The sequence below is a fragment of the Nonomuraea sp. NPDC050536 genome, from assembly GCF_044457685.1.
In the GTDB taxonomy this organism is placed as follows: domain Bacteria; phylum Actinomycetota; class Actinomycetes; order Streptosporangiales; family Streptosporangiaceae; genus Nonomuraea.
Window position 1 is genome coordinate 233,957 of record NZ_JBITHD010000006.1, and the last position, 20,052, is coordinate 254,008.

General features: G+C 70.5%; 22 protein-coding genes. 9 read left to right on the forward strand and 13 right to left on the reverse strand.

The genetic code is table 11. The features are described 5' to 3' along the window. Positions 1 to 11 precede the first annotated feature (11 nt). Complete coding sequence (locus ACIBHX_RS19690; RefSeq protein WP_397068555.1) at positions 12 to 758, reverse strand: lysophospholipid acyltransferase family protein; 747 nt, start codon at positions 756 to 758, stop codon at positions 12 to 14. Then, positions 751 to 1,935 (reverse strand): cytochrome P450, encoded by a 1,185-nt coding sequence (locus ACIBHX_RS19695; RefSeq protein WP_397068556.1) that lies wholly within the window; start codon positions 1,933 to 1,935, stop codon positions 751 to 753. Before ACIBHX_RS19695 ends, ACIBHX_RS19690 begins: the two co-directional genes overlap by 8 nt. A gap of 18 nt (positions 1,936 to 1,953) precedes the next feature. On the opposite strand from ACIBHX_RS19695, the gene dhaK reads away from it, so the two are divergent. From dhaK to dhaM, 3 genes are read left to right on the forward strand one after another with little or no spacing between them, the layout of a single operon-like run. Continuing rightward, complete coding sequence (gene dhaK, locus ACIBHX_RS19700) at positions 1,954 to 2,934, forward strand: dihydroxyacetone kinase subunit DhaK (protein WP_397068557.1); 981 nt, start codon at positions 1,954 to 1,956, stop codon at positions 2,932 to 2,934. After that, a complete protein-coding gene (gene dhaL / locus ACIBHX_RS19705; RefSeq protein WP_397068558.1) occupies positions 2,934 to 3,548 on the forward strand; it encodes a dihydroxyacetone kinase subunit DhaL in 615 nt (204 codons plus the stop codon). The genes dhaK and dhaL overlap by 1 nt, the downstream gene beginning before the upstream one ends. Beyond that, the gene (dhaM, locus tag ACIBHX_RS19710) at positions 3,542 to 3,919 is read left to right on the forward strand and encodes a dihydroxyacetone kinase phosphoryl donor subunit DhaM (RefSeq protein WP_397068559.1); all 378 of its coding nucleotides are present in this window, start codon (positions 3,542 to 3,544) and stop codon (positions 3,917 to 3,919) included. The genes dhaL and dhaM overlap by 7 nt, the downstream gene beginning before the upstream one ends. Here the strand turns inward: dhaM and ACIBHX_RS19715 are convergent. Further along, positions 3,913 to 5,577: a thiamine pyrophosphate-binding protein gene (locus tag ACIBHX_RS19715; RefSeq protein ID WP_397068560.1), complete on the reverse strand. Its 1,665-nt coding sequence runs from the start codon at positions 5,575 to 5,577 to the stop codon at positions 3,913 to 3,915. The genes dhaM and ACIBHX_RS19715 overlap by 7 nt on opposite strands. After that, on the reverse strand, positions 5,574 to 6,422 hold the full coding sequence (locus ACIBHX_RS19720) for a cyclase family protein (RefSeq protein WP_397068561.1): 849 nt from the start codon (positions 6,420 to 6,422) through the stop codon (positions 5,574 to 5,576). The genes ACIBHX_RS19715 and ACIBHX_RS19720 overlap by 4 nt, the downstream gene beginning before the upstream one ends. Positions 6,423 to 6,765: 343 nt before the next feature. Between ACIBHX_RS19720 and ACIBHX_RS19725 the strand changes: the two genes are divergently transcribed. Next, entirely contained in the window at positions 6,766 to 7,245 is a 480-nt protein-coding gene (locus tag ACIBHX_RS19725; protein ID WP_397068562.1) for an AAA family ATPase, read from the forward strand. Beyond that, entirely contained in the window at positions 7,242 to 7,364 is a 123-nt protein-coding gene (locus ACIBHX_RS19730) for a hypothetical protein (RefSeq protein WP_397068563.1), read from the forward strand. The genes ACIBHX_RS19725 and ACIBHX_RS19730 overlap by 4 nt, the downstream gene beginning before the upstream one ends. Before the next feature lie 212 nt (positions 7,365 to 7,576). Here ACIBHX_RS19730 and ACIBHX_RS19735 read toward each other — a convergent pair whose 3' ends face one another. The 8 genes from ACIBHX_RS19735 to ACIBHX_RS19770 form a co-directional block, all read right to left on the reverse strand. Beyond that, complete coding sequence (locus ACIBHX_RS19735) at positions 7,577 to 8,389, reverse strand: carbohydrate ABC transporter permease (protein ID WP_397068564.1); 813 nt, start codon at positions 8,387 to 8,389, stop codon at positions 7,577 to 7,579. Then, on the reverse strand, positions 8,386 to 9,294 hold the full coding sequence (locus ACIBHX_RS19740) for a carbohydrate ABC transporter permease (RefSeq protein ID WP_397068565.1): 909 nt from the start codon (positions 9,292 to 9,294) through the stop codon (positions 8,386 to 8,388). The genes ACIBHX_RS19735 and ACIBHX_RS19740 overlap by 4 nt, the downstream gene beginning before the upstream one ends. Further along, positions 9,291 to 10,553 carry an ABC transporter substrate-binding protein gene (locus tag ACIBHX_RS19745; protein WP_397068566.1) on the reverse strand — a complete coding sequence of 421 codons (1,263 nt, stop codon included), beginning with the start codon at positions 10,551 to 10,553 and terminating at the stop codon, positions 9,291 to 9,293. The genes ACIBHX_RS19740 and ACIBHX_RS19745 overlap by 4 nt, the downstream gene beginning before the upstream one ends. Beyond that, entirely contained in the window at positions 10,550 to 11,833 is a 1,284-nt protein-coding gene (locus tag ACIBHX_RS19750) for an alpha-glucosidase/alpha-galactosidase (RefSeq protein WP_397068567.1), read from the reverse strand. Before ACIBHX_RS19750 ends, ACIBHX_RS19745 begins: the two co-directional genes overlap by 4 nt. Continuing rightward, on the reverse strand, positions 11,830 to 12,771 hold the full coding sequence (locus ACIBHX_RS19755) for a carbohydrate kinase family protein (RefSeq protein WP_397068568.1): 942 nt from the start codon (positions 12,769 to 12,771) through the stop codon (positions 11,830 to 11,832). Before ACIBHX_RS19755 ends, ACIBHX_RS19750 begins: the two co-directional genes overlap by 4 nt. After that, positions 12,761 to 13,606, reverse strand: coding sequence for an endo alpha-1,4 polygalactosaminidase (locus ACIBHX_RS19760; protein WP_397068569.1), 846 nt, complete (start codon positions 13,604 to 13,606; stop codon positions 12,761 to 12,763). The genes ACIBHX_RS19755 and ACIBHX_RS19760 overlap by 11 nt, the downstream gene beginning before the upstream one ends. A gap of 210 nt (positions 13,607 to 13,816) precedes the next feature. Continuing rightward, positions 13,817 to 14,383 (reverse strand): hypothetical protein, encoded by a 567-nt coding sequence (locus ACIBHX_RS19765; protein WP_397068570.1) that lies wholly within the window; start codon positions 14,381 to 14,383, stop codon positions 13,817 to 13,819. A gap of 22 nt (positions 14,384 to 14,405) precedes the next feature. Continuing rightward, entirely contained in the window at positions 14,406 to 14,834 is a 429-nt protein-coding gene (locus ACIBHX_RS19770) for a CBS domain-containing protein (RefSeq protein WP_397068571.1), read from the reverse strand. Positions 14,835 to 15,034: 200 nt separating this feature from the next. Here ACIBHX_RS19770 and ACIBHX_RS19775 point away from each other — a divergent pair, with 200 nt between their 5' ends. Next, positions 15,035 to 16,381 carry an aminopeptidase P family protein gene (locus ACIBHX_RS19775; RefSeq protein ID WP_397068572.1) on the forward strand — a complete coding sequence of 449 codons (1,347 nt, stop codon included), beginning with the start codon at positions 15,035 to 15,037 and terminating at the stop codon, positions 16,379 to 16,381. On the opposite strand, the gene ACIBHX_RS19780 is transcribed toward ACIBHX_RS19775, so the two are convergent. Next, on the reverse strand, positions 16,378 to 17,208 hold the full coding sequence (locus ACIBHX_RS19780) for a phytanoyl-CoA dioxygenase family protein (RefSeq protein ID WP_397068573.1): 831 nt from the start codon (positions 17,206 to 17,208) through the stop codon (positions 16,378 to 16,380). The genes ACIBHX_RS19775 and ACIBHX_RS19780 overlap by 4 nt on opposite strands. Positions 17,209 to 17,299: 91 nt before the next feature. Between ACIBHX_RS19780 and ACIBHX_RS19785 the strand changes: the two genes are divergently transcribed. From ACIBHX_RS19785 to ACIBHX_RS19795, 3 genes are all read left to right on the forward strand, one after another. Continuing rightward, complete coding sequence (locus ACIBHX_RS19785; protein ID WP_397068574.1) at positions 17,300 to 18,121, forward strand: helix-turn-helix domain-containing protein; 822 nt, start codon at positions 17,300 to 17,302, stop codon at positions 18,119 to 18,121. Positions 18,122 to 18,405: 284 nt separating this feature from the next. Continuing rightward, complete coding sequence (locus tag ACIBHX_RS19790; protein WP_214317443.1) at positions 18,406 to 19,197, forward strand: ABC transporter permease; 792 nt, start codon at positions 18,406 to 18,408, stop codon at positions 19,195 to 19,197. Next, complete coding sequence (locus ACIBHX_RS19795) at positions 19,197 to 20,051, forward strand: ABC transporter permease (RefSeq protein WP_397068575.1); 855 nt, start codon at positions 19,197 to 19,199, stop codon at positions 20,049 to 20,051. Before ACIBHX_RS19790 ends, ACIBHX_RS19795 begins: the two co-directional genes overlap by 1 nt. Position 20,052 lies beyond the last annotated feature (1 nt).

Consider the following 20,052-nt stretch of genomic DNA (forward strand, 5'->3'; position numbering starts at 1 on the left):
CTGGGCCAGGGTCACGCCTGCTTGGCTCGGGCCTCGGCTTCTGCTTGGTCCATGGCGGCGGCCTCCTCGGGAGTGGGGGCCGTGCCGCCGAGGTGGGCGGGCTGCCACCAGACGCCCGGCGGGATCTCCGGGTAGGTGCGCTGGGCCCTGTCGACGAGGGCGGACATGCGGGCGTGCAGGTCGGTGACGTGCTGGTTGACGTCCTCGCCGCGCTGCGCGTGGATGGGCTCGCCGACCAGGATGGTGATGGGGACGTGGCGCAGGCCGAGCTGCCGGGGCCGGCCCTTGGTCCAGATGCGCTGGCTGCCCCACAGCGCGACGGGGATGATCGGCGTCTTGGTGGCCATGGCCATCCGGATGGCGCCGTTCTTGATGTCCTTGACGGTGAACGACCGGCTGATCGTGGCCTCGGCGAAGACGCCGACGACCTCGCCCGCCTTGAGCATGCGCAGCGCGGTGGCGTAGGAGCTCGCCCCGGCGCCCCGGTCGACGGGGATGTGGTGCATGCCGCGCATCAGCGGACCGGAGATGCGGTGGGTGAAGACGCCCTCCTTGGCCATGAAGCGGACCAGGCGCTTGGAGGGCACGGCGGCGAAGCCGGCGAAGATGAAGTCGAGGTAGCTGACGTGGTTGCTGACCAGGACCGCGCCCCCGCTGGTCGGGATGTTGGAGGCGCCCTCCAGGTGGAAGCGGTAATCCAGCACGCGGAACAGGGTCCGCGCGGCGGCGATCACCGGCGGGTACACGATCTCAGCCATGCCCGAACCGTAGCGCAGGTGACACCGTGGTCGGGAGCGCGAGCATGCCCCTGACGTTGCCGTGGGCGGTCCTCCTGATGCCCGTGGGGTCGATGGAGTAGTCGGGGTCGACCATGGACGTCAGCTCCTCCAGCGCGATCCGCGCCTCCAGCCGCGCCAGCGGCCCGCCCAGGCAGTAGTGGCGCCCCGCCCCGAAACTCAACGTCCGCGACGTATCCCGCGACAAGTCGTAAATGTCGGGTGAGTCGAACACCGCCGAGTCCCGGTTGGCGGACCCGATCAGGAGCCACATCTTCGCCCCGGCGGGGACCCGCTCGCCGTACAGGGTGACAGAGGAGGTCAGGCGCCGCGCGATGCCGTGCGCGGGGGTGTCGTAGCGCAGCGACTCCTCCACCCAGGGCAGGATCGCCCCGCCGAAGGCGGCGGCGCGCTGGGAGGGGTTTCGCCAGGCCCAGTACCAGGCCGCGCTGAGCAGGTGCGTGGTCGTCTCCGCGCCCGCGCCGATCAGCAGGAACATGAACGGCACGATCTCCTCGTCGCTCAGCCCGTCGTCGGCGACGAGCACCGACACGAGGTCGTCGCGAGGCGCCCTGCGGCGCTCGGCGACGATCGAGGCGTAGTACTCGCCCAGCGACACAATGGTCTTCAGCCCGTCCTCGGCCATGTGCCCGGAGGGGTCGTAGCTGAGCACGCTGTCGGAGCGGCGGCGGATCTCTGCCCTGTCGGACGGCGGCACGCCCATGAGCTCGGAGATCACGTCAAGCGGCAGCCTGGCCGAGAACTCGCGGGCGAAGTCGAACGTGCCCTTCTCCACGGCCGTGCTGATGTGTTCGCGCGCGATCTGCCTGATCATCGGCTCGAGCGCGGCGACCCGGCGCGGCGTGAAGCCGCGCGAGATGATCGCGCGCATGCGCGTGTGGTCAGGCGGGTCCATCGCGACGAACGACAGATACGTGCGCGCCCGCGGGCTCCAGGCGCCGGGGTCGAGCATGGGGCCGTGGTCGCTGGAGTACAGGGCCGAGTCCGGCAGCGCGGCGGCCACGTCGGCGTGCCGCGACAGCGCCCAGAAGTCCAGGTCGGGGTTGTGGTAAAGGGGCGCCTCGCGCCGCATCCTGGCATAGAAGGGAAAGGGATCCTCGTTGACGGCGGGATCGTAAGGACTGTAGGTAAGCTCCACACAACGAGAATGGATCCGATGAAGAAGCTCATCAACACCGCAGAGACCGTGGTCGAGGATGCGCTGAAGGGCCTGGCCGCGGCCCATCCCTCTCTCAGAGTGCGCGATCAGGTGGTCTACCGGGCCTCTGGCCCCGTTTCGGGGAAGGTCGGGCTGGTCTCGGGCGGCGGCTCAGGGCACGAGCCGCTGCACGCCGGTTTCGTCGGGTACGGCATGCTCGACGCGGCCTGCCCGGGCGAGATCTTCACCTCCCCGGTTCCCGACCAGATCATCGCGGCCACCGAGGCGGTCGACGCCGGCGCCGGGGTGCTGCACGTGGTCAAGAACTACACCGGCGACGTGCTCAACTTCGAGATGGCCGCCGAGCTGTGTGAGGGCGTCGAGGTGGTCGCCGTGCTGGTGGACGACGACGTCGCGGTCGAGGACTCCCTCTACACCGCGGGCCGCAGGGGCACGGGCGCGACGCTGTTCGTGGAGAAGATCGCCGGAGCGCTGGCCGAGCAGGGCGCGCCGCTGACCGAGGTGGCCGGCGTGGCCACCGAGGTGAACGCGCGCAGCCGCTCCTTCGGCATCGCGCTGACCTCGGGCACCACGCCCGCCGCCGGCAAGCCCACCTTCGACCTGCCCGACGACCAGGTGGAGCTGGGCATCGGCATCCACGGCGAGCCGGGACGCAGCCGCGTGCCCGCCGCGGCCGCCCGCGACCTGGCGGCGGTGGCGATGGACGCCATCCACCGTGACCAGCCGCTGGCCGGCGACCTGCTGGTGCTGGTCAACGGCATGGGCGGCACCCCGCTCATCGAGCTGTACGTGGTGTTCGCCGAGGTGGAGGCTTACATCAGGGGCAAGGGGGCGCGGATCGCCCGCTCGCTCGTCGGCAACTACGTGACGAGCCTGGACATGCAGGGTTTCTCGGTCACCGTGTGCCGGCTGGACGACACGCTCACCCGGTTGTGGGACGCGCCGGTCGAGACGGCCGGGCTGCGCTGGGGGCGCTGATGGAGACCGCGTTCGTCCTGGCCTGGATCGAGGAGACCGCCCAGCGGGTGGCCGCCGCCCGCGACCGCCTCACGGAGCTCGACGCCGCCATCGGCGACGCCGACCACGGCGCCAACCTCGACAGGGGCTTCTCCGAGGTACGGCGGGCCCTGGCGGAGTCCGTGCCCGCGACGCCCGGCGAGGCGCTGACCGCCACGGGCGCCACCCTGATCAGGAAGGTGGGCGGCGCCTCGGGCCCGCTGTACGGCTCGTTCTTCCGCTCGATGGGCAAGGCCCTGCAGGAAGGAGCGGGCTTCCCCGAGGCCTTCGCCGCGGGCGTGGTCGCGGTCGAACGGCTCGGCAAGGCCGCCGCCGGGGACAAGACGATGATCGACGCCCTGGCGCCCGCCTCGAAGGCGCTGGCGGCAGCCGTACACGAGGGACTGGAGCCCGCCGAGGCGTTCGAGCGGGCGGCACGCGCGGCGGCGGACGGCGCGAAGGCCACGATCCCCCTCAGAGCCCGCCGGGGACGCGCCAGCTACCTCGGCGAGCGCAGCATCGGCCACGAGGACCCGGGCGCCGCCTCCTCGGCCCTGATCGTGGCCGCGCTCGGGAAGGCCGCGCCGTCGTGGTAGGGCTGGTGCTGATCTCGCACAGTCCCGGTCTGGCGGCCGAGGCCGCGGCGCTGGCCCGCGGCATCGCGGGAAGCGAGGTGCCCGTGGCGGCGGCGGGCGGCACACAGGACGGCGAGCTGGGCACCAGCCTCGATCTCGTCGAGCAGGCCGTAGCCGCGGTCGACCAGGGCGACGGCGTGCTGCTCATCCCCGACCTGGGCAGCTCGGTGCTGACCGCGCGGCTGCTCGAGGAGCCGGGCAAGGTGGTGCTGGCCGACGTGCCGTTCGTGGAGGGCGCCATCGCGGCGGCCGTCACGGCGGGCGCGGGCGCCGGGCTGGCCGAGGTGCTGGCCGCCGCCGAGGAGTCCCGCGCCTACCGCAAGCTTCAGTGACCCTTGAAGGCCTCCTCCAGCCACCACGACCCGCGGTCCCTGGTGACCTTGGCGTGCACGAGCAGCGCCCGGTCGCGCGGGCCCGACACCCACGCGGACACGCCGGCCAGGTCGCCCGGCTCGGTCACCGTGACGGCGGCCAGGCCGTACCCGCGCGCGATGGAGGCGAAGTCGGTCGGCGGGAACGTCACCGTCTCCATGGGCTGTCCGGTGAAGTGGTGGACCTCGGCGCCGTAGGCCTCGTCGTCGTAGACCACGATCATCATCGGCAGGCCGAGCCTGGCCACGGTCTCCAGCTCCGCGATCCCCATCAGCGCGCCGCCGTCGCCGAGCGCCGCCACGGGCACCCGGTCGGGCCGCGCCAGCGCCGCGCCGATCGCGGTGGCCAGCCCGAGCCCGATCGACTGGAAGGCCTGGGTGAAGCAGAACCCCTGCTCATCCGGGACGTCCATGAACGCCGCCGGATATCCCATGAAATTTCCGGAGTCGATGCTGAGGATGCGCTCCACCGGGAGGGCGTCGTCCAGCCCGATGGTGAGGGTTCGCGGGTCGATGCGCCCGTCATGGCTGTCGTCCTGGTACGGCACGGCCCGCCACCGCCCCTCCGCGGCGATCCGCTTGGCCACCTCGGGTGAGCGGTAGCCCGGGCCCTGCTCGAGCAGCCCGGCGACACGCAGCTCGGCCAGGATCCCGGCCGCCTGGCGGGCGACGACGGCCGTGTCGCCGGTCACGCCCAGCCGTACCGGACGATGGGCGCCCAGGGCCTCCTGGTCCAGGTCGACCTGGACCAGCCGGGTCTCGGGGCCGATCAGCGTGCCGTGCCGGGTGGTCCACATGTTCAGCGCGCAGCCCCACCCGACGAGCACGTCGGCGGCGGTGATCAGCTCGGCCGCCAGCGGCGTGGCGAACCCGCCGCTCACGTCCAGGTCCCACGGGCTGCCGCGGAACAGGCCGCGCGCCACGGCCGAGGTGGCCAGCAGTGCCCCCGCCCGGTCGGCCAGCTCCTCCAGCTCCCGCCTGGCGTGCCTGGCCCCGCGCCCCGCGACGAACACCGGCCGCTCCGCCTCCGCCAGCATCCGCGCGAGCTCGGCGACCGCGTTGCCCGTGGGCGGCCCGGCATCGGCCGTGTGCGAAGCCGGCGCTCGCTCGATGCCGAAGAGCTCCCCGCTCCAGTCAGAGGTCTGTGCTTGTACGGCCAGCGGCAGGTTGAGCAGCACCGCGCGCCGCTCCTGCCACGCGGTCCTGAAGGCGTCGACGGTGTCCTCCACTGCCGACCCTGCCGTGCGCACCCGCATCGGCACCGCGCCCACCGCCCTGGCCAGCGCGTCCTGGTCGATGTGGAAGTTGGACAGCGGCTCGGTGACCTCGCCCGCCAGCACGATGAGCGGGGTCCGGCTCTTGGCGGCCTCGGTGAGGCCGGTCATCGCGTTCGTCAGCCCCGGCCCCTGGTGGACCGAGACGACGCCCACCCGGCCGCTCATCCGGGCGTAGGCGTCGGCCATGGTCGTCGCGCCGGCCTCGTGCCTGGCCGCCACGAACCGCGCGCCGTACTGTCGCAGCGCGTTGGTGACGTGGAAGTTGCCGCTGCCGACCACGCCGAAGACGGTGTCGACGCCGAGCGAGGCCAGCGCCCGCCCGACCGCCTCGGCGACGATCATCGCTCGTGCCCATGGTCGCGACCGCTTCGGGGCTCGTTGGCATTGCTCCGCTCGCTCTCTCCCCCCGAGCTCCTTCGCTCCACCAAGGCCAGCACCCGGACCGGCGAGCCCGAGCCGCCCAGGATCGGCAGCGGGGGCGCGATCACCACCGCGCCCGTGACCGGCAGGCGATCGAGGTTGCGCAGCTGGGTCAGGCCGTACTTGCCGGCGCCGAGCAGGAAGGAGTGGCAGGGGAAGGCCGGGTCGAAGGAGTGCGCGGCGCCCGCGTCCGTGCCCACGGTCTCCACGCCCACCCCCAGGATCGGCGTCTGCTCGGCCAGCCAGCGCGCGCACTCGACCGAGATGCCCGGGGTGTGCGGCCCGGTGGCGTCGGCGTTGATGAACGCGGCCTGGTCGGCGGCCCTGGTGTCCCAGCCGGTGCGGTACAGCAGCCAGCCGCCCTCGGGCAGCGGCCCGTTGGCCTGCTCCCACTCGCGCACGTGGGAGATCTGCAGGAGGAAGTCGGGGTCCTTGGACGCCTCGGCGGAGAAGTCGAGCACCACGGCGGACGCGAGCAGGCTGCCGGCCGGCACCTGGGAGACGTCCTGGCCGTCGCGCCCGGTCACCCAGTGGATCGGCGCGTCGAAGTGGGTGCCGGTGTGCTCTCCCGTGTGGATGTCGTTCCAGTACCAGGCGGGACCGCGGTCGTCGTAGCGGCTGATCTCCTCCAGGCGGAAGGGGATCGTGTTACCGAACGGCTCGGGCAACTGGAGGATCGGCGTGTCCTGGGACAGGGGCGCGGTGAGGTCGACCACCTCGACGGCGCCGCTGCGCACGCTCTCCATCAGGCTCCGCAAGACCGACATGGCGTCCTCCTCGATGTGGGCTGTCTGAATCCTCCTACATGGATGAAGGTTGCTCCAAATACAGAGTGAAACCGGTAGTTCACCCGCCGTCTCCCGTCAATTCATGGAATTTCGCAATTCGGGAACCCGGAATCGATTACCGCGAAGTTTGTTTGTCGAACACTCTTGTCAGAGATCAACCCCGTTGCGGATGATGGGTTGCCGCCGTTCTCAGCCGCGCACCCTGAAGATCTTTCATCTGGCCGGGCGGTGCTGAGCCACGCCGTGGGGGACGGGGGTCAGCTGCGAGAGCCGGTTTATCCGCCGGCGCCACGAGGGACTCGTAGTCAGGGGTGAAGGGGACGTGGCCAGCAAGCCATTGCTCCACCGCGAGGCAGAGCTCGGCCTGTTAGAGGAGAGCTTTGCCGATCTGTCGAAAGGCAAACCGGGGATCGTCGTCGTCCAGGGCTCCCGGGGGATGGGCAAGACCAAGTTCCTGCAGGCCGTGGCCGCCCGCGGCAAGGCGCCGACGCTGGTGCTGCGAGCCCGCTGCCATCCGGCCGAGCACGACTTCGCCTTCGGGGTGATCCGCCAGCTGTTCGACCCGCTGATCGGCTCCTCCCATCTGGACGGTGTGGTCGACCAGCTGATCGGCCCCAACCAGGGCACGGCGCCCGACCTGCTGTACGGGCTGTACCGGGCGGCCAGGTCGCTGACGGAGATGCAGTCGCTGCTCATCGTCGTCGACGACTTCACCGACGCCGACGCGATGTCGGCGCAGTGGCTGGCCTACATCGCCCGCCGCCTGGACGGGTTGCCCCGGCGGGGATGGTGCGGACGATGACGACCTCGGCGCCCACAGGCACCTCGAGGCCGCACTCGGCGATGGCCGCACGCGGGTCGGCGACGAGCCTGCTGGAGAACTCCTCGCTCGACCACGCCGTGATGAGCAGCCGCGTGTAGGCGTTGACGAATTCCGCGCGCCTCTGGGGATTCATCGCCATGGGACCAGCCCTTCTCCTGGGGATTTATCAAAGGGTGGCAATGGCTTTCAGTCCGACCAAGACCTATGTCCGCAAGTTAGGTGAATAGGCGGGCGGAAAGCGAGCGCGTGCGTGCGGCTCGCAAAAGGTGACGCATTCCGCCTACGTAATTCGGCGCTCGCTACGTACGGCTCAGCCCTTCAGCCCGCTGAAACTCATGGTGGCCACGAAGTGCCGCTGCGCCAGCACGAACGCCAGCACCAGCGGCAGCACGGCGACCACGTTGCCCGCCATCAGCGCCGACCATTCGGTGTGCCTGGCGCCCGCGAAGGTGGCCAGGCCCAGCTGGAGGGTGTAGCTGTCCTCGGAGGAGATCGCGATCAGCGGCCAGATGAGGTCGTTCCAGGCCCCCAGCAGGGTGAAGACGACCAGCGTGGCCAGGGCGGGCCTGGCCAGCGGCAGCACGACGCGGAAGAAGACGCCGAGCCGGGTGCAGCCGTCGATGGTGGCCGCCTCCTCCAGTTCCTTGGGCAGCGACAGGAAGAACTGCCGCATCAGGAACACCCCGAAGGCCGAGGCCAGCCACGGCACGAACGCCGCCCCCAGCGTGTCGATCAGCCCCATGTTCTTGAACAGCAGGAACGTCGGGATCATCAGCACCTGGGTGGGGATCATGATGGTGGCCATGACCGCGGCGAAGGCGATGCCGCGCCCGCGGAACCTCAGCCGGGCGAAGCCGTACCCGGCCAGCGAGCACAGCACCAGGTGCCCGAGCACGGCGGCGCCGGCCACGATGATCGTGTTGCCCAGCCAGCGCGGGTAGTCGTCCTCGGTGAAGATGCGGGCGAACCCGGCCAGCGTGAAGTGGTCGGGCCACAGCTTGGGCGGGTAGCTGTTGATGTCGGCGTCCGGCATGAAGGCGGTCAGCGCCATCCACACCAGCGGCGCGGCGAACAGCAGCGCGATCGGCATCAGGAACAGGTGGGCCAGCCAGCTCCGCTTCACTTCGATCCCCTCCACAGCGTCAGCCCGGACACGGCCAGCGTGACGGCGAACAGGGCGTAGGCCACGGCCGCGCCGTACCCGGAATGGAAGAGCTGGAAGGCCTGCCGGTACAGGTAGAACACGATGACCGTGGTGGAGTCGAGCGGCTGGCCCTTGGTGGTGGTGTAGACGAGGTCGAACAGCTGCAGCGCGGTGACGATCTGCCAGATGGTCAGGAAGACCGTGGCGGGCCGCAACTGGGGCAGTACGACGTGGCGCAGCACGTGCCTGCCGGTGCCGCCGTCGACCCTGGCGGCCTCGACCAGCTCGCGCGGGATGTCCTGGAGCGCGGCCAGGTAGACCACGGCGGGCATGCCGATCCCGCCCCACAGCGAGATGACCACCAGTGTGATCATCGCCTGGTCCGGGTCCTGCAGGAACCGCATGCCGGTCAGCCCGATCGCCTTGAGCCCGGCGTTGACGATGCCGAAGTCGGGGTCGAAGACGAAGTTGGCCAGGATGCCGGTGGCCGCGGCGGAGACCACGTAGGGCACGAAGATGCAGGTCCGGTAGAACCCGATGAGGCGGATCTTCAGGTTCAGCGCCAGGGCCAGCACCAGGCCGAGTATCACCGAGCCGGGCACGAACAGCACCGTGTACACCAGCGTGTGCAGGGCGGCCTTGCCCAGCTCGGCGTCGCCGAACATGTCCCGATAATTCTGGAGACCGACGTATTCGCCGCCGGTGATGAGGTCCCCGTCCCGCAGGGACAGCAGGAGCGCCCACACGGCCGGGAACAGCCCCAGACCCACGATCACCAGGGAAGCGGGCAGGACGAACCCCCACCCGGTCAGCTCCGGGACCCACCGCCGCCTGCGGATCCCCCGGACACCGGAACCGACCGTGACCCGCGCCAGGGCGGTCATCCCGCCCGCCCCAGGACGGTGTCGGCGTCGGCGGCGGCCTCGGTCAGCGCCTGCGCGGCGGGCGTGCTGCCCTGCAGCGCCTCGGCGATGGCATTGCCCACCTTTTCGGAGAATTCCGGGTAGGAGGGGATTCGCGGACGAGCTTGCTTGGCGTTGTCCAGGTTCTCCGTGAAGACGTCCACGGACGGGAACCGCTTGGTGAACGCCTGGTAGGCGGGCAGCGCGGTGGTGGCCTTGCGCAGCGGCAGGTTGCCCAGGCCCAGCGTCCACCTGGCGTCCTGCTCCGGCCTGGTCAGCCAGGTCAGGAAATCGGCCGCGGCCTTGGCCCGCCGTGAGCCGTTGTTGAACACGACCCAGTTGTCCGGCCCGGCGATCGTCTCGTGGTTGCCGTTGTAGCCGGGCAGGACCTGCACGCCGTAGTCGATCTTGTGGTCGATGACGTCGAGCAGCGCCCACGGTCCGGCGATGACCATGGCCACCTTCCCGCTCTGGAACAGGGGCAGGAACTTCTCGCCGTTCTGGTCGAGGTAGACGGACTTGTCCTGGTGGGCCATCTGGGCCCACAGGTCGAGCGCCTGGGCGGCCTGCGGGGTGTTGAACGCCGACTTCTTGCCGTCGGGCGTGACGATGGCGCCGCCCTGCTGCCACACCATGGGCCACAGGCGCCACACCGTGTCCTCGGAGCCGGTCACCGGGTAGGCCGTGCCGTACACGCCGTCGCGGGTAAGTGTGCGGGCGGCGGCGCGGAAGTCGTCCCAGGTCCAGTTCTTGTCCGGGTACTTCGCGCCGGCGGCGTCGAACAGCTTCTTGTTGTAGATGACAGCGAGATTGTCGACGACGGCGGGCACGCCGACGACCTTGCCGCCCACCTCCGAGACCGCCCGCTCGGACGGCCAGAAGTCGTCCCAGCCGAACGAGGGCGCCTTGACGGTGGCGGTGAGGTCGTAGACCTGCGGGTTCTTGGCCAGGTGCGGCATCCAGGTGCCGTACATGTAGGCGATGTCGGGCGCCTTGCCGCCGGCGAGCGCGGCCTGCACCTTCTGCAGCATGTCGTCCACGTTCGTGGTGCCGACCGCGGGCACGACCTTCACCCCCGGATGGGTCTTGTTGTAGTCGGCCGCGAGCTGCTCGACGACCTTGGCCTGCGATTCGACCTGGCCGTGCCACCAGGTCAGCTCCACCGGGCCGTCCGTCTTCTCGGACGAGCCGCACCCGGCCAGCAGGACGGAGATCAGTATCAGCGCGGGCAATCGTTTCATCGGACACCTCGCAACGGCTCGGGCAGCAGGTCGCCGTGCGCGGCCGTCAGTTCCTCGCACAGCTGCCAGATCTGCTCCACGGTGAGTGTGGCGGCGGCGTTCGGGTCGGCCATCACGGCGTGGCGCACGTGCTCGGGCCGTCCCTCGAGCGCCGCCCTGACGGTCAGCTCGTTGACGTTGACGTAGGCGCGGTTGAGCGCGGCGCACTGGGCGGGCAGGTCGCCGACGGCGACGGGCCGCACGCCGAGCGCGTCGGCCACGCACGGCACCTCCACCACGCAGCCCTCAGGCAGGTTGCCGATCAGCCCGCGGTTGACGACATTGCCGTAGACGACCCTGCGCGTGCCGGTGGCGATGCTGTGGATGATCTGCGGGGCGTACTCCATCGTGCCCTCCACCGGGATCGGCCTGCCGGCCCGCAGCGCGTCCCTGGTGGCCCGGTAGCGGCGCACGTTGTCCTCGCTGATCTCCAGATAGGCGCCGACCGGGATGCGCAGCCGTTCGATCTCGGCCGGATCGTGCAGGTACCACGGCACGTACTCAGCGGAGTGCTCGCTGGTCTCCGTCGGGTAGTAGCCCAGCCGCCGGTACATGTCGACCCGCACCCGCCGCAGCAGCCCGGGGTCGCGCGCGATGGCCTCGTCCAGGCGCGGGTAGAGGTCCTCGCCGCCGGCCTGGAAGCGCAGCATCCACGACTGGTGGTTGACGCCCGCCGCCAGGTAGGACACCTCGTCGTACGGCACGCCGGCCAGCTCGGCCAGGTCGTGCGCCGTCCAGTAGATGGAGTGGCACAGCCCGACCACGTTGCGGACCGGGGTGGCCGCGTTGAGGTACCAGACGTTCATGGCCATCGGGTTGGTGTAGTTGAGCAGCCACGCGTCGGGGCACACGGCCGCGATGTCACGCCCGATGGCGTCCAGGACCGGGAACGTGCGCAGCGCGCGGAAGATCCCGCCGACGCCGATGGTGTCGCCGATGGTCTGCCGCAGCCCGTGCCGGGCGGGGATCTCGAAGTCGGCGCGGGTGGCGTCGATCATGCCGACCTGGATCATGTTGATCACGAAGTCGGCGCCCTCGAGCGACCTGCGCCGGTCGAGGTGGGCCCCGATCTTCACGCCGTGCCCGCGGCTGATGAAGCGGGCGGCGGCCTCGGCGGTCTCCAGCCGCTCCTGGTGGATGTCGTGCAGCGAGACCTCGAGCTCGTCGCCGAACTGGACGAGGTCCTCCAGCAGCCCCTGGGTGAACTCGACGCTGCCCGCGCCCAGGAAGGTGACCTTCACAGCTCCTCCCAGGCAGGCTGGGCGGCCGTGCCGCCGGCCGCGCGGGTGGACAGGCCGCCGCAGCGCACGGCCACCCGCAGGCACTCCTCGAGCGGCAGCCCGCGTAGCCGCGCCGCGACGAACCCGGCGTTGAAGCTGTCGCCGGCGCCCACGGCGTCGACGGCCTCCACCGGGATCGCCTCGGCCCGCACGACGTCCCCGCCGTCCCAGGCCAGCGCCCCGCGCTCGCCATCCTTGACGACCACGACCGCCCCGCCCTTGCCCAGCACCGCCGCGTCCGCGGCTTCCGCGGGCGCGGGTGCGGCGGGAAGGTGGCCGGCGGAGGCCGGCGCCGCCGTCCGGCGAGCAAGGTGACGGGCTTCGGCCGCGTTGGGCAGAAAGACGTCGGTGACGCGGAGAACCTCGGAAAGGTCCGCCCACTCCCCCGACGGATCGTCGTTGGTGTCCAGCGAGGTGGTGGCCCCCGCTCGCCGTACCTCGGCAAAGAAGCGCGGCAGACCGGCCGCCAGCGCCGGTTGCAGGAAATATGACGACACGTGCACGTGTCGCGCCAGGCCGCGCGGCACGTCGTCGGCGCTCAGGTACGGCAGGCAGCCTGGAGCCGTGAGGATCGCCCGGTCGGGCCCGTCGGCCAGCACGACGGTCATCGCCGTGGGCTCTTGCCCGATCGTGCAGTGGGAGACGTCCACCCCGCGCGAGATCAGCGCCTCGAGGACGAACCGCCCGGCGGCGTCGTCGCCCACCAGCCCGGCGAAGGCCGTGCGCAGGCCGAGGCGGGCGGCGCCGCACGCGGTGATCGCCCCGGAGCCGCCGAGCACCAGGGCCCCGGAGGAGACGAGGTGTTCCCGCTGGCCGTACGCCAACCCCCTGGGCGCTCCCGAGAGCACCACATCGGGGTTGGCGTCGCCGACGACCAGCAGGTCGAACTCAGACCCCACGGCAGGGGACGCGGTAGGCGTCCAGCTCGAGCTTCTTCTTCAGCGAGTTGAAGTTCTGCGCGTTGGACTTGGCGCAGAACTTCGAGGTGGCCAGGCTGTACTCGACCTGGAAGACCGCCTTGCCCGCCGCGACGAACTGGTCGTAGCCGTAGTCGCCGTTCTGCGCGGTGGTGCACTCTTTGTACTGCCAGCACTGCTCGTTGAGCGCGAAGTCGAAGTAGGGCAGCAGCTGGGGGATCTGCTGGTTGTCGTTCTTCAGCGCGATCGACATGCCCCGCCGGTGCGCCTCGTTGGCGAACCAGCTGTTGTAGGCCAGCTGGTCGACGGCCTTGAGCGGGAAGCCGGTGTCGTTGGTGTAGCCGTCGACGTTGTCCGGCTCGACCGCGTCGAATCCGGCCGCCTTGCACATGTCCAGGCGGGCCTTCATGATGTCGCCGAGCTTGCCGGTGTACTGCCGGATGTCCAGCCACTTCTCGCCCGGCCAGCCGTCCAGGTCCTTGCCCAGCACGCTCTGGGGGAACTGGCCGGCGTCGGGCCGCCAGTCCTCGAACGAGCCCGCGCTGATGTAGCAGACGACCTTGCGGCCGGGCTTGTCGGCCTTGAGTGCCTTGACGATCGCGCCGTCCTTGGCGGCGAAACCGTCGATGTCGTACATCTGCACGTCGGGGAACGGCTTGCTGGGCTGCGACGACAGCTGCCACTGCCAGCTGGTGTTCAGCGCCGGCTTCCAGCAGCCGACACAGGCGACGGGGGCGGGCAGGGCGCGGGCCTGGGCAGGGGTGGAGACGAGAGCGGTGGCGACTAAAGCGGTCGCCGCTAGAGCTGGGAGACGCATGGTCACTCCTCGCGAACACGGTTCGGGATTTGTGGCGGCATGCGCGCTGTTCCGCACTCTCCAGTGACACGTCCTCGCCATGGACGCCGGAGTGGCGTGGCCCATATCCGCAGGACTCGCGCCAGCACGCGGGGAGCGTGCCTCCTCTCTCCTCGCGGCATAGGATTGCGCGTTCCTGTGCGGAATTCAAGAGTTTCGCGCACAGACCTCTCAGGATCTTGTCCAGTCGGCGCAACCCATGGTCTGGAACCCCTTGTCCGTCGGCAGAATCGTCACCGTGGCGGCGCTCTTGGGCATGTCGGCCGCGATGATGTCCGCCGGGTTCGGGGAGGTGCTCCTGAGCCTGGCCCAGAAGCACGCCGGCTGGCCGGGCGCGGGTCCCGTGGTGCGGTAGGTGCCGGGCTGGATGTCCCTGCCCACGACGAGCGTGCGGCCGGCCGACAGGGAGAACCCCGTCGCGGGAGGCGTCCCTGTCCCCGTCGGCACGGTCTGGGCAGGCGGGCTGGTCTGGGTGGGCGCCGTGATCAGGCCCGGCGGTGAGGTCTGGGCGAGCGGCGGGGTGGTGGCGGGGGCGGAGCCCTGGGGCGGCGCGCTGCTCTCGACGGTCACGGTGACCGTGGGAGCGCGGGCGGGCGTGCTGGGACCCTGGTCGAGTCCCATGCCGATGAAGAGCCCGAACAGCAGGCCGATGACCCCGGCCAGCCCGGACGCGAGCAGGATGAGCGTCGGACTGCTCGTCGCCCGGGGATACTCCGGCGGTGGTGACCCGTACATCACGGGCTCAAGCGTGCCACCCGTGTCAACGGTGCAGGTAGTCCACCAGGGACGCCTTCTCCGTCTCCAGTTCCTCGATCGCGCTCTTGACCACGTCGCCGATGCTCACGATGCCGACCAGGCGGCCGCTCTCCACCACGGGCATGTGACGGAAGCGGTGTGTGGTCATGGTCCGCCGCAGTTCCTCCACGTTGTCGCCCGGCCCCACGGTGTGGACCTCCACGGTCATGATCGAGGAGACCGGCTGGTCCAGGATGCCGGCGCCCCTGTCGTTCAGGCGGCGCACGACGTCACGCTCCGACACGATGCCGGTGATCGTCGCTCCATCGCCGGACACGACCACGGCTCCGATGTTGTGCTCGGCGAGCTTGGCCAGCAGTTCCCTGACGGTGGCATCTGGGGTCACGGTCGTGACGGCGTTACCCTTGTTGCGCAGGATTGTCCCGATGAGCATGTGCACCACCTCGGCTCTCAGTTAGCTAGGGACATTTCCCCGAGCGAGCCCCTGTTAAGCGCCCCTGTCTACCACTCTTCAGGCAAGCAATCCGGCGGGGACGCCGTCAAGGACTGCCGTAGGCTGCAAAACGGACGCCACGCCTTTAATATGTGAAATACCACTTACCCCCACTCTGTGCGCGCGCGAGGGATCCCGACATGAGCGAGCAGCTGAACACCGGCAGCCACGACCTGCCCATCACCGAGGAGCTGGCCGCGTTCATGCGGACCGGCTGGGCCGACACCCGGCGCACCGATCTGTCGCCGCTGCCGATCGCGCCGTGGACGGCCAAGCGCAGGGCGGCGCTGGCCTCGCGCTTCCCCGGCGAGCGGCTGGTGATCCCGGCGGGCGGGCTCAAGGTGCGCAGCAACGACAGCGACTACCGCTTCCGCCCGCACAGCGCGTACTCCTATCTGACCGGCGCGGGCGAGCCCGACGACGTGCTGGTGATCGAGCCGTCCGGCGAGGCGGTGCTGTACCTGCGGCCACGCTCGCCGCGCGAGGAGGGGCAGGAGTTCTACCGCGACCGCCGCTTCGGCGAGTTCTGGGTGGGGCGCAGGCCGGACCTGGCCGAGGCGGCGCGGCTGTACGGGCTGGAGTGCGCGCACATCGACGAGCTCGACCCGCGCGGCAGGTCGCTGGACGACCCCGAGGTGGAGTCGTTCCTGTCGGAGATGCGCCTGGTCAAGGACGAGTGGGAGCTCGGCGAGCTGCAGGGGGCGGTGGACGCCACGGTCCGCGGGTTCGAGGACGTGGCGCGCGCGATCCCGCAGGCGCTGGGGCACACGCGCGGCGAGCGGTACCTGGAGGGCGTGTTCGGGCTGCGCTCGCGGCTGGAGGGCAACGCGGTCGGCTACGACAGTATCGTGGCCTCCGGCGCGCACGCCTGCGTGCTGCACTGGATCCGCAACGACGGGCGGCTGAACAGGGACGAGCTGCTGCTGCTCGACGCCGGGGTGGAGGCCGACACGCTCTACACGGCCGACGTCACCAGGACGCTGCCGCTGTCGGGCCGCTTCTCGCCGGTGCAGCGGCAGGTGTATGAGCTGGTGTACGAGGCGCAGGAGGCGGCAATCGCGACGCTGCGGCCCGGCGTCCGCTTCCGCGAGTTCCACCAGGCGGCGATGCGGGTGATCACGACAGGGCTGGTCGAGTGGGGGCTGCTCAAGGGGTCGGTCGACTCGCTGATGGAGGCCGGCCTGTACCGGCGTTACACGCTCTGCTCCAGCGGCCACATGCTCGGCATGGACGTGCACGACTGCGCCAAGGCGCGCGCCTCGCAGTACCTGGACGGCGTGCTGGAGGAGGGCCAGGTGCTGACCGTCGAGCCCGGCCTGTACCTGCAGCAGGACGACCTGACGCTGCCCGCGGAGTTCCGCGGCATCGGCGTGCGCATCGAGGACGACCTGGTCATCACGGCCGACGGCGCCCGGCTGATGTCGGCGGGCCTGCCCCGCCACCCGGACGAGGTCGAGTCCTGGATGGCGGAGCTGCTGGCCGGCTAGCTTCGACCGTCTCCGGGCTCCGCCGGGGCGGCGTCGCCGACACGCACCAGCGGGACCGGGCAGACGACGCGGCGGCGGGTCTCAGTGAGGCCTTCGAGCCACGACTCGTCGTAGACGTAGCCGTAGCGGCTGCCCGCCCAGATGGGGCCGTAGCGGTAGATGAGCACGCGGCGCTCGCCCGGGTTGGTCCTGGTCGAGCCGCCGTGCATCAGCCCGTCCACGAACAGCAGCGCGTCGCCGGCCTCCAGGTGGACGGGGACGGCGCCGGGGAGGTCGTCCATGCGGTCTCCCCGCGCGTAGTCGCCCGCCAGCGGGTGCGGGAAGTTCGACTTGTGCGAGCCCGGTACCACCATGGTCGCCCCGTCGCCCTCGCCGATGCCGGTCAGCGCCAGGATCACGTTGACCTGCCCGCAGCGGAACGCCCCGTGCGAGACGCCGTACCGCCCGCGCAGCGCCGTGCGGTAGCCCCCGGAGTGCACCGGATGGTGCCCGCCCGACTCCCTGATCGAGGCGATGCTCTCGTCGATGAACACGCCGGGCAGGTAGCTGTCCTCCTCTCCGGCGAAGTGCCGGACCAGCGGGAACCAGCTCGGGTGGTCGATCAGCTCGGCGAACGGCTGCCCCGCGGCCACGGCCTGGTGCAGTTCGTAGCCGGTGTCGGAGGTGTAGTCCTTGCGCTGCGCTCCCCGGTACCACTGGCCGCGCGGCAGGTCGCGGGGGAAGGCGTCGAATTCGGCGCCGAGCCGCGCCAGCAGGTCCTGGCCGACGGCCTGCCGCAGGACGAGGTAGCCGTTCAAGTCGAACATGAAGTCGTCGAGTTCGCTCATGCCCTCGAGTCTCACGGCGCGCCCCGGGCCCTGGCATCCCGCGTGAGGGGCCGCTCTGTCGCGAATCCTCAAGGTCTCTATCGTCTTGGGCGTGTCCCATGTCGCCATGCACGGACTGCTCGCCGGCCGCGGCGGAGCCGACCCGATGCCGCGCCCGCACCTGCACCCCGAGCTGGAGCTCAATCTCGTCCTGTCCGGCACGGTCCGCTACGCGATGGCCTCGGGCACGATCACGCTGCCCCGGCGCCGGCTGGTCGTCTTCTGGGGCGGCTACCCGCACCGCCTGCTCGCCGACGGCGAGGCCGACTTCCTGTGGGCCACGATGCCGCTGAGCACGGTGATCGGCGAGCACGCCATGCGCGCCGCCCTCGACCGGCTGGTGCGCGGCGAGCTGCTGTACGGCAGGCCGGCCGAGGGCCCGCACGACCGGTTCCTGCTGTCGCGCTGGATCGAGGACCTGGCGGGCGGCCCCGATCCCACGGTGTCGGAGGTGTGCAGGTTCGAGATGTACGCCCGGCTGGCCCGTCTGGCACACGAGGCCGGTCCCGCCGCGGGCGCGGCACCGCTGCCGGCGCGGGCGGCCGAGCAACTGCTGGTCGTGGCCGCCACCCGCTACACCGAGGATCTGTCGGTGGCGGAGATCGCGCGGGCCGCCGGGGTCCACCCGGCCTACGCGGCGCACACCTTCAAGCAGGTCTTCGGGATGCCGCTGTGGGAGTACGTCACCCGGCTGCGCGTGGCGCACGCCCGGCGGCTGCTGTCCAGCACCGGCTGGGGAGTCGACCGCATCGCCCACGCCAGCGGCTTCCAGACCCGCTCGGCCTTCTACCGCGCCTTCGGCAAGGAACACGCGGAAACCCCCACCGCCTACCGCGAGCGAACCACATCCCGACGGCGCACAGGGGAGTCGTAGCGGCGGGCGACCGTCACCGACTCACCGGACGCGCCGGTCGCGGGTCCTCCGCCGGCGGGGCGGCCTGCCGTGTCTCTGCGAAAGGGCACCTCGCACCCGGGACATCTCATAGTGATTACGTTTCGTGTTTGTGTGACAACAGGTGAGCTGCGTCTCATACCTTTTCCTCAAATTCCACGCGAAGCATCGACTTACTGGACAACCCGTCAGTAAGGTGACTGATCCGTAGTCGGCCGGTTCCATGAGGTGGTCATGACGGCAACACGCACACGGGCGGGGTGCTGATGGCCCTGTCCGGATACGTCGGCCGCAAGGCCGGGTCCGTGCTGGGCCAGGTGGGTGACCTCTTCGTCATCGTCCTTGAGGGATTGCGCCGCAGCTGGGATGTCAGGAGCTGGTTCTGGGAGTTCGTCGACCAGTGCTGGTTCCTGGCCCGCGTCACCAGCGTGCCCGTCCTGCTGGTCTCGCTCCCGCTGGGCGCGACCGTGGCACTGCAGGTGGGCGAGCTGGCCTGGCAGCTGGGCGCGGCCTCGGCGACGGGCAGCGCGGTGTTCGTGGGGCTGATCCGCGAGGTGGCGCCGCTGGCCTCGGCGGTGCTGATCGCCGGCGCCGGCGGCAGCGCGATGACCTCCGACGTGGGCGCCAGGCACATCCGCGACGAGCTCGCCGCGATGGAGGTGATGTCGGTCAACCCGATCCACCGCCTGGTGACGCCGCGCATGTGGGCCGCCAGCACGATCGCCGTGTGCCTGTGCCCGCTGGTCATCCTGTCGGGCGCCGCGGGCGGCTACTTCTTCAACGTGGTGGTGCAGGGCGTCACGCCCGGCGCGTACTTCGACGGCGCGCTGTCCCTGGTGGTGGCCTCCGACCTGTACGTCACGCTGCTGAAGGCGTGGATCTTCGGCTTCATCGCCGCGGCCGTGGCCTGCTACAAGGGCATGACCTGCGAGACCAGCCCCGTCGGGGTGGGCCGCGCGGTCAACCAGGCGACGGTGATCACGTTCATGCTGGTCTTCGCGTTCAACTACGTGATCTCCGCGGTGTACTTCCTCGCCTACCCGCCCAGGTCGCTGTGATGGTCTCACGTACGGCAGGCCGCAGGTTCGCCGGCTCGGGCCGGGAGTGGGCCGAGAAGTTCGCCGGCCTGGCCAACTGGCCGCTGTTCGTGTGGAAGGTGCTCTTCTACGCCGTCCGCGACATCGTGCTCAGGCTGAAGTACACCAAGGTCGTGCTCCGGCAGGTCAGCGATGTGGTGATCGGCGTCGGCGCGACGATCATCGGCGGCGGCATGATCTTCGTGGTGTTCACGATGGCCTTCGTCGTGGGCGCGACCGTGGGCCTGCAGGGCTACCAAGGACTGCAGGCCATCGGCGCGGAGTCGTTCATGGGCCTGGTGGGCAGCTTCGCCAACGTCCGCGAGATCACCCCGATCATCGCGGCGACCGCGCTGGCGGCCCAGGTGGGCTCGGCCTTCACCGCGGAGCTGGGCGCGATGCGGATCTCGGAGGAGATCGACGCGCTCGAGGTGATGGGCATCAACGCCTTCACCTACCTGATCTGCACCCGGGTGGTGGCCGCGTTGCTGGCGCTGATGCCGATCTACCTGATCGCGCTGTTCGCCAGCTTCTTCGCCACCCGGCTGATGAGCACGGTGCTGTTCGGGCTGGCGCCGGGCGTCTACGACTACTACTTCTACCTCTACTTACCTGTGACAGACATCATCTACAGCGTCACCAAGGTGGGCGTGTTCGCCTTCGCCGTCGTCGTCATCCACTGCTTCCACGGCTTCTACGCCACCGGCGGCCCGGTGGGCGTCGGGGTGGCGGCGGGCCGCGCGATCCGGCAGTCGATCGTCACGATCGTCCTGCTCAACCTGCTCCTGTCGTACCTGTTCTGGGGTGGCGGCGGCAGCGTGAAGCTGACGGGGTGAG